The organism is Caballeronia sp. (assembly GCF_049581465.1).
Lineage (GTDB): Bacteria > Pseudomonadota > Gammaproteobacteria > Burkholderiales > Burkholderiaceae > Caballeronia.
On sequence record NZ_JBAUSA010000252.1, the window covers coordinates 1 to 6,566 of the forward strand.

The window sequence follows — 6,566 nt, forward strand, 5'->3', positions numbered from 1 at the left end:
CGACCACGCTAGCAGAAGGACTCAATCCTAGCCCCACACTCGCCGCGAGCAGCACCCCTCCACCCCCGCCACGAGCAGCACCCCCTCGCTAGCAGAACCGCCCAACCCCCTCCCTTAACCACCCCACATCAACCTGAAGAATCTCCGACAACCGACGACAGTCGGAAACCCGCGGCATGGTGATACCTGCCCGCCAAAGGGCTACATCGCCCTCGGCCACGCCCAGCGATTTCGCCACGCGACTCGATGAAAGCCGCGATCGCTTGAGCGTCATGTCCAGCCGCGCTGCAAATGCGCGCTCACGCGCGTGATTCTCGCGATGGTCGTGCTCGCTATGGCGGCTTACGTGGTGATCGAGCGAAGGGCGTGCATTCATTGCGGCTATCTTTCAGGTTGGCAATTCCGAGTAGCAAACAATACGCGCCGAACGAGTCGCGCCGATGACAGCGTGCGCCATCCGCTTCGCCAAAGCGATGTGCCACGCACGTCACCCAGACGTCATGCACACGTCACGCCGTCGTCACAAACGCCTTCGATAATCCACGCTGTAAACGTTTTCATCTTCGGGCGAGCCAATCGATGCACTCCACTATCAAGGATGTCGCCGCGCGTTCGGGTGTTTCCATCGCGACGGTTTCCCGCGCAATCAACGCACCGGAACTGCTCAACGCGCAAACGCTCGCCAAGGTTCGCGAATCGATCGAAGCGCTCGACTTCATGCCAAGCGCCCGGGGCCGGCAATTGCGCGGCGTCCGCACCCGGTTAATCGGCGTGATCGTGCCGACACTCGCCAATCCGGTCTTCGCTGAGTCCCTGCAAGGCATCGACGAAGCGGCGTCCAAGAGCGACTATCGCCTGATGCTGATGACGACCGACTACGACACCGCACGGGAACGCAGGGCAATCGAGACGCTGCGCGAGCAACGCGTCGACGGATTGATCGCGACGGTTGCCGACGCGGAGTCGAATCCGCTGCTCGACGAACTGGATCGCATCGGCTTGCCGTATGTGCTCGCGCACAACGACACGCTGTGCCGCGTGGCCGTATCGGTCGATAACCGGCGCGCTGCGCGCGATGGCGTAAGGGCATTGCTCGTGCAGGGACATCGGCGAGTTCTGATGCTGGCGGGATCGTTCACCGAATCGGATCGCGCCCGCCTGCGCTATCGAGGCTATGAAGACGCAATGCTCGATGCCGGACTTAAACCGCAGTCGCCGCTTGAGCTGGACTTCAACGCGGAACATCTGCCGCCCGCGATGCTGGCTCATTTCAGCAATCCCGCCACGCGTCCAAGCGCAATTTTTTGCAGCAACGACCGTCTCGCGATCATAGCGATCCGCAGCCTGGTTCACGCAGGTCTCTCGGTGCCGGGTGACATCTCGATACTCGGCTTCGATGGCATTCCGCTAGGCGAATGGCTGTCGCCAGCGCTTGCGAGCGTGGTCACGCCCAATCGCGAGATCGGGCGTTGTGCGTGGGACCACCTCGCATCCCAGCTCGGCTTGACGGAAGGCGCCACGAACCTCGCAACGCCCGCCTCGCCGCTTAGGTTGCCGCACAGCGTTCGAATCGGCGCAACGATCGCGCCATTCATCGGTTCCACTGATCTTTCAAACGACTCGACCGTCTCTCCCGCTCCACTTAATAGGCCCTAATAGAGGACTTCACCATGAAAATCCGTCATGTCCTGGCGGCTGTGCTGACAGCGGCCGCCACCCTTTGCGCCGCGGGCACGGCTTATGCCGATGGCACCGCAATCTGCTACAACTGTCCGCCGGAATGGGCCGACTGGGCGTCCCAGATCGATGCGATCCAGAAGCAAACCGGCATCCGCGTTCCGTTCGACAACAAGAACTCGGGCCAGGCGATCGCGCAGATGATGGCCGAGCAGAAGAGCCCGGTGGCGGACGTCGTCTATCTCGGCGTTTCGTCCGCTTTCCAGGCGAAGGCGAAAGGTCTGCTGCAACCGTACAAGCCCGCGCACTGGAGCGATATTCCAGCCGGCATGAAAGACCCGGATGGCAACTGGTTCGCGATCCACTCGGGCACGCTGGGCTTCTTTGTGAACAAGGACGCGCTCGATGGCAAGCCGGTCCCGCGTTCATGGGCTGACTTGCTGAAGCCCGAATACAAGGGCATGGTCGGCTATCTCGATCCGTCGTCGGCGTTCGTCGGCTACGCGGGCGCGGTCGCCGTCAACCAGGCGCTCGGCGGCACGCTCGATAATTTCAAACCCGGTCTCGACTGGTTCGCCAAGATGAAGGCGAACGCGCCGATCGTGCCCAAGCAGACTGCGTACGCACGCGTTATGTCAGGCGAGATCCCGATCCTGATCGACTATGACTTCGATGCATATCGCGCGAAATACACGGATCACGCGAACTCAGAATTCGTCATTCCCGCTGAAGGCACGATCGTCGTGCCCTATGTGATGAGTCTCGTGAAGGGCGCGCCGCATCAGGCGAACGGCGAGAAAGTGCTGGATTTCGTGCTGTCCGACGCGGGTCAGCGCCTATGGGCAAACGCATTCCTGCGGCCGGTGCGAGGCGCGGCCCTGCCGCCTGACGTAGCGGCAAAATTCCTGCCTGCGTCGGACTATGCGCGGGCCAAAAATGTCGACTTCGCGAAGATGGCTGCAAAGCAGAGCGCGTTCGGCGAAGAATATCTGCGCGTGATGCACTAATTCAAGACGATGCTCGACGCCACCTTCTCTAACCGCGCCCGGATCGCGCTGCTTGCTCCCGCCCTCGCCGTGTTCTGCGCGTTCTGGCTCCTGCCGTTGGTCGCATTGGTCCAGGCGAGTGCGGTGCCCGACGCGTTTTCGGCGTATCGAAGTGTCCTGACCAACGCGCGCTATGTGCATAGCTTGCTCGCGACCATTGGGCTCTCACTGGCCGTGACCGCGGTGACACTGGCGTTGTCGACGGTGGCGGGGCTGTTCCTCGCTCGCAGCGAGCTACCCGCCAAGTCCGTCCTGGTCGCACTACTAACCTTTCCACTTGCGTTTCCCGGCGTGGTCGTGGGCTTCATGGTGATCATGCTGGCCGGGCGGCAAGGACTGATCGGCGCGATCTCGATGCGTTTCACTGGCGATCGATGGGTGTTTGCCTACTCGATCAGCGGCCTGTTTCTCGGCTACCTGTACTTCTCGATCCCGCGCGTGATCGTCACGGTGATGGCTGCCGCGACGAAGCTCGACGCGTCGCTCGAGGAGGCAGCGCGCTCGCTCGGGGCATCGCCGTGGCCCATCTTCATTGACGTCGTGCTGCCGGCCTTGATGCCCGCGTTGATCGCGGCCGGCGCAGTCTGTTTCGCGACCTCGATGGGCGCTTTCGGCACCGCGTTTACGCTGGCTACCGACCTCGACGTGCTGCCCATGACCATCTATACCGAGTTCACGCTCAACGCGAATCTTGCCACCGCCGCAGCGCTGTCGATCGTGCTTGGCCTCGTTACCTGGGTCGTGCTGGCCGTCGCGCGCAGCCTGACCGGCGCGACGGTCGCGGCCACCGCATGAGCTTGCCTATGCCCGAATTTCTTAAAGTCCGTCGTCTGCTCGCAGCCGGGCAGTTGCTCGTTACGCTCGCGCTGATTGCATTCATGGTCGTCCCGGTTGTCATGTCGGTGATGGCGGGATTGACGGTCGACTATTTTCACGGCGTGTCGAGCGGCCTAACCCTCAAGTGGCTCGAACGGGTCTGGTCGATGTATCAAGGCTCGGTCTGGCTATCGATAGAAATCGCGCTCGCGACGCTCGCCATCACGCTCGCTACCGGCGTGCCGGCGGCGTATGCGCTCGCGCGCAGCAAGAGCCGCTGGGCGCGCGTCGTGGAAGAACTGCTGGTCCTGCCCATTGCGCTTCCCGGGCTTGCTACGGCGCTTGCGTTGTTATCGGTGTACGGCGGCTGGAGCGCGTTTCGCTCGAGCATGGGGTTCATTGTCGCCGGGCACGTGGTCTTCACCTTGCCGTTCATGGTGCGCTCGGTCGCAGCCGTGTGCGCAGGCACGGATTTGCGGACGATGGAAGAGGGCGCGGCGAGCCTCGGCGCCTCCTTCTCGCAGCGATTCGTGACCATCGTACTGCCCAATGCGCGGCCTGGAATTGTCGCCGGCGCGCTGGCCGTGTTCACGCTGTCAATCGGCGAATTCAACCTGACCTGGATGTTGCATACACCCGATACCAAGACGCTCCCGGTCGGACTCGCCGATGCCTATGCATCGATGCGGCTTGAGATCGGCAGCGCATACACGATCCTCTTCTTGCTGATGACACTGCCATTGCTGGTTGTCATGCAGTGGCTGGGCGTCGATCCGGCGGGTACGCAAAGCGCGCGCGCCGCAGCGAAGCGAAAGCGCTCGCTGACGAAGCCAATCTCGCCGGACCCCGTCCTTGGCCAACCTTCCCGTCCCGCGGAGACCGCACGATGAAACTAGACGCCGTCCCTGTCACCCTGAGTCGCTGCGCCAAGACTTTTCGCGGCCGGCGCGTGCTTGATCCCGTCGACCTTTCCATCGAAGCGGGCGAGACGCTCGTGCTGCTGGGACCTTCCGGTTGCGGCAAGACAACCACGCTTAGAATGATTGCAGGGCTGGAGAAGCCGGATGCCGGCGGCCGTGTGAGCTTTGGCGCCGACGATGTCACCGCGCTTCCTATCGAGCGTCGGCAGGTCGGCATGGTGTTCCAGAACTACGCGCTGTTTCCGAATCTGTCGGTGCGGGGCAATGTCGGTTACGGCTTGCGGATTCAGAAAGTAGAAGCGCAGGCGTTGCGTCGGCGGGTGGACGAACTTCTCGACATGACGGAACTCACCGCGCACGCCGACAAACCGATTGGCGAGTTGTCCGGTGGCCAGCGGCAACGCGTGGCGCTCGCTCGCGCACTTGCTCCGAGGCCGCGTGTATTGTTGCTCGATGAACCGCTGACCGCCCTCGACGCACGTCTGCGCGAAACCCTGCGCGCCGAGATGAACGCGTTGCTACGCGAGCTCCGGGTCACTAGCATCTATGTGACGCACGACCAGTCCGAAGCGATGGCGCTCGCCGACCGCATTGTCGTGATGAGCGCGGGGCGGATTGAACAATGCGGTACGCCGCGCGAGATCTATTACCGCCCGGCAAATCGCGCGGTGGCGCAGTTCGTGGGCACACTGAACCGCGTGTCGGGCGAGCGGCGCGACAATGCGCTGGTGACGCAGGGCGGTACGATCGTCGTGCCTGGATTGCTGGCGAATGTGAAGGTTCAGGACGGTGGCCGTACTGAGGCTTTCTTCCGCCCGGAGGATGCCCAGCTTGTCGATCCGCAGCGTGCGCAATTGCGCGGCACGGTCGAGTCGGCGCTCTTCCTCGGGGAGCGCACGCGCTTGCGCATCGAGGGCGCCGCGCCCGATGCGCTGATCGTCGACGTGCCGGGCCGGATCGAACTGGCGGCGGGAACGCTGGTGGGAATTTCAGTGCGCGACGAGGGCTGGGTTGCGCTGCATTAAAAGCTGCATTAGCGGCAGCACCAGAGGCTGCATTAAGGGCTTAATTGTCGCCACGTCATGAGAGAGAAAACGCGATGCTACTTGCTCAAATCACCGACCTTCATATCAGGACGCCTGGCTTGCTGGCTTATGGCCGGGTCGATACGGCCACCTGCCTCGTGCGTTGTGTCGAACGCCTGAACGCCCTTGTGCCCTGTCCGGACGCCGTGCTGGTTACCGGCGATCTGGTCGACTTCGGTACTGTCGAAGAATATCGGTACCTTGCAACGCTGCTCGAACCGCTGACGATTCCGGTGTACCTGATGGTCGGCAATCACGACGATCGCGCGGCGTTGCGCGAGGTTTTCACCGCGCCTTATCTGCACGATGACCGTACCATTGGCGAGTTCGTCCAGTACGCGTTCGATCTCGGCGATATGCGGATCATCGCGCTTGATTCGCAGGTGCCGCATGACAGCCCGGGAACGCTGTGCGACGCGCGGCTTGCGTGGCTTGAAGCGCAACTCGACCAGGCGCGCGGGCGTCCCGTCATTGTCGCGCTGCATCATCCGCCGTTCGCGACCGGCATCGGGCACATGGACGACATGGCGCTCGATCCGGTGGCCGCATCGAAGCTTGAGGCGTTGATCAGCCGCCATCCCAATGTGGAGCGCGTGTTGTGCGGGCATGTGCATCGGCCAGTACACAAGCGCTTTGGGGGGACCATTGCGTCGATTGCCCCTTCCACCGCGCATCAGGTCGTGCTCGACCTGAGTGCCGACGCCCCCTCGGCGTGGGTCATGGAACCGGGTGCGTTCGCGTTGCACTATTGGCAAGCGGGAACGGGTGTGGTGTCACATCACGCGTATGTCGAGCAATTCGACGGGCCCTATCCCTTTTTCGATTCGGACGGCGACCTGATCGATTGATCGGAGCGGGGGATACGGGCGACGTGCTTGTCAAAGCGCGTCTGAGCGATGCTTGACCGCAGCTCGCCCGAGTCTTCAGGCGGCGTGCATGTCTACGTACAATGGTGTTTAATGCTTGGCGGCCCCTTGTAACCGAGGCACGGCACGCGCACCTTCTGCCTTCCCGCGAGACCA

The 6,566-nt window shown here is 62.7% G+C and carries 7 protein-coding genes; 6 read left to right on the forward strand and 1 reads right to left on the reverse strand.

All coding sequences use genetic code 11. The annotated features are described in order from the left end of the window. Positions 1 to 88: 88 nt before the first annotated feature. Positions 89 to 376 (reverse strand): XRE family transcriptional regulator, encoded by a 288-nt coding sequence (locus WCA53_RS06265; RefSeq protein WP_423907000.1) that lies wholly within the window; start codon positions 374 to 376, stop codon positions 89 to 91. A gap of 203 nt (positions 377 to 579) precedes the next feature. On the opposite strand from WCA53_RS06265, the gene WCA53_RS06270 reads away from it, so the two are divergent. The 6 genes from WCA53_RS06270 to WCA53_RS06295 all read left to right on the forward strand — a co-directional run bounded on the left by WCA53_RS06270 (position 580) and on the right by WCA53_RS06295 (position 6,392). Continuing rightward, on the forward strand, positions 580 to 1,656 hold the full coding sequence (locus tag WCA53_RS06270; protein ID WP_423907002.1) for a LacI family DNA-binding transcriptional regulator: 1,077 nt from the start codon (positions 580 to 582) through the stop codon (positions 1,654 to 1,656). Between the two features lie 14 nt (positions 1,657 to 1,670). Further along, complete coding sequence (locus WCA53_RS06275) at positions 1,671 to 2,684, forward strand: ABC transporter substrate-binding protein (RefSeq protein WP_423907004.1); 1,014 nt, start codon at positions 1,671 to 1,673, stop codon at positions 2,682 to 2,684. 9 nt (positions 2,685 to 2,693) lie between these two features. Further along, positions 2,694 to 3,518 (forward strand): ABC transporter permease, encoded by an 825-nt coding sequence (locus WCA53_RS06280; RefSeq protein WP_423907006.1) that lies wholly within the window; start codon positions 2,694 to 2,696, stop codon positions 3,516 to 3,518. Positions 3,519 to 3,526: 8 nt separating this feature from the next. Further along, positions 3,527 to 4,429, forward strand: coding sequence for an ABC transporter permease (locus tag WCA53_RS06285; protein ID WP_423907010.1), 903 nt, complete (start codon positions 3,527 to 3,529; stop codon positions 4,427 to 4,429). After that, entirely contained in the window at positions 4,426 to 5,484 is a 1,059-nt protein-coding gene (locus tag WCA53_RS06290) for an ABC transporter ATP-binding protein (RefSeq protein ID WP_423907013.1), read from the forward strand. Before WCA53_RS06285 ends, WCA53_RS06290 begins: the two co-directional genes overlap by 4 nt. A 74-nt stretch (positions 5,485 to 5,558) precedes the next feature. Then, on the forward strand, positions 5,559 to 6,392 hold the full coding sequence (locus WCA53_RS06295; protein ID WP_423907015.1) for a phosphodiesterase: 834 nt from the start codon (positions 5,559 to 5,561) through the stop codon (positions 6,390 to 6,392). The last annotated feature ends 174 nt before the right edge of the window (positions 6,393 to 6,566 follow it).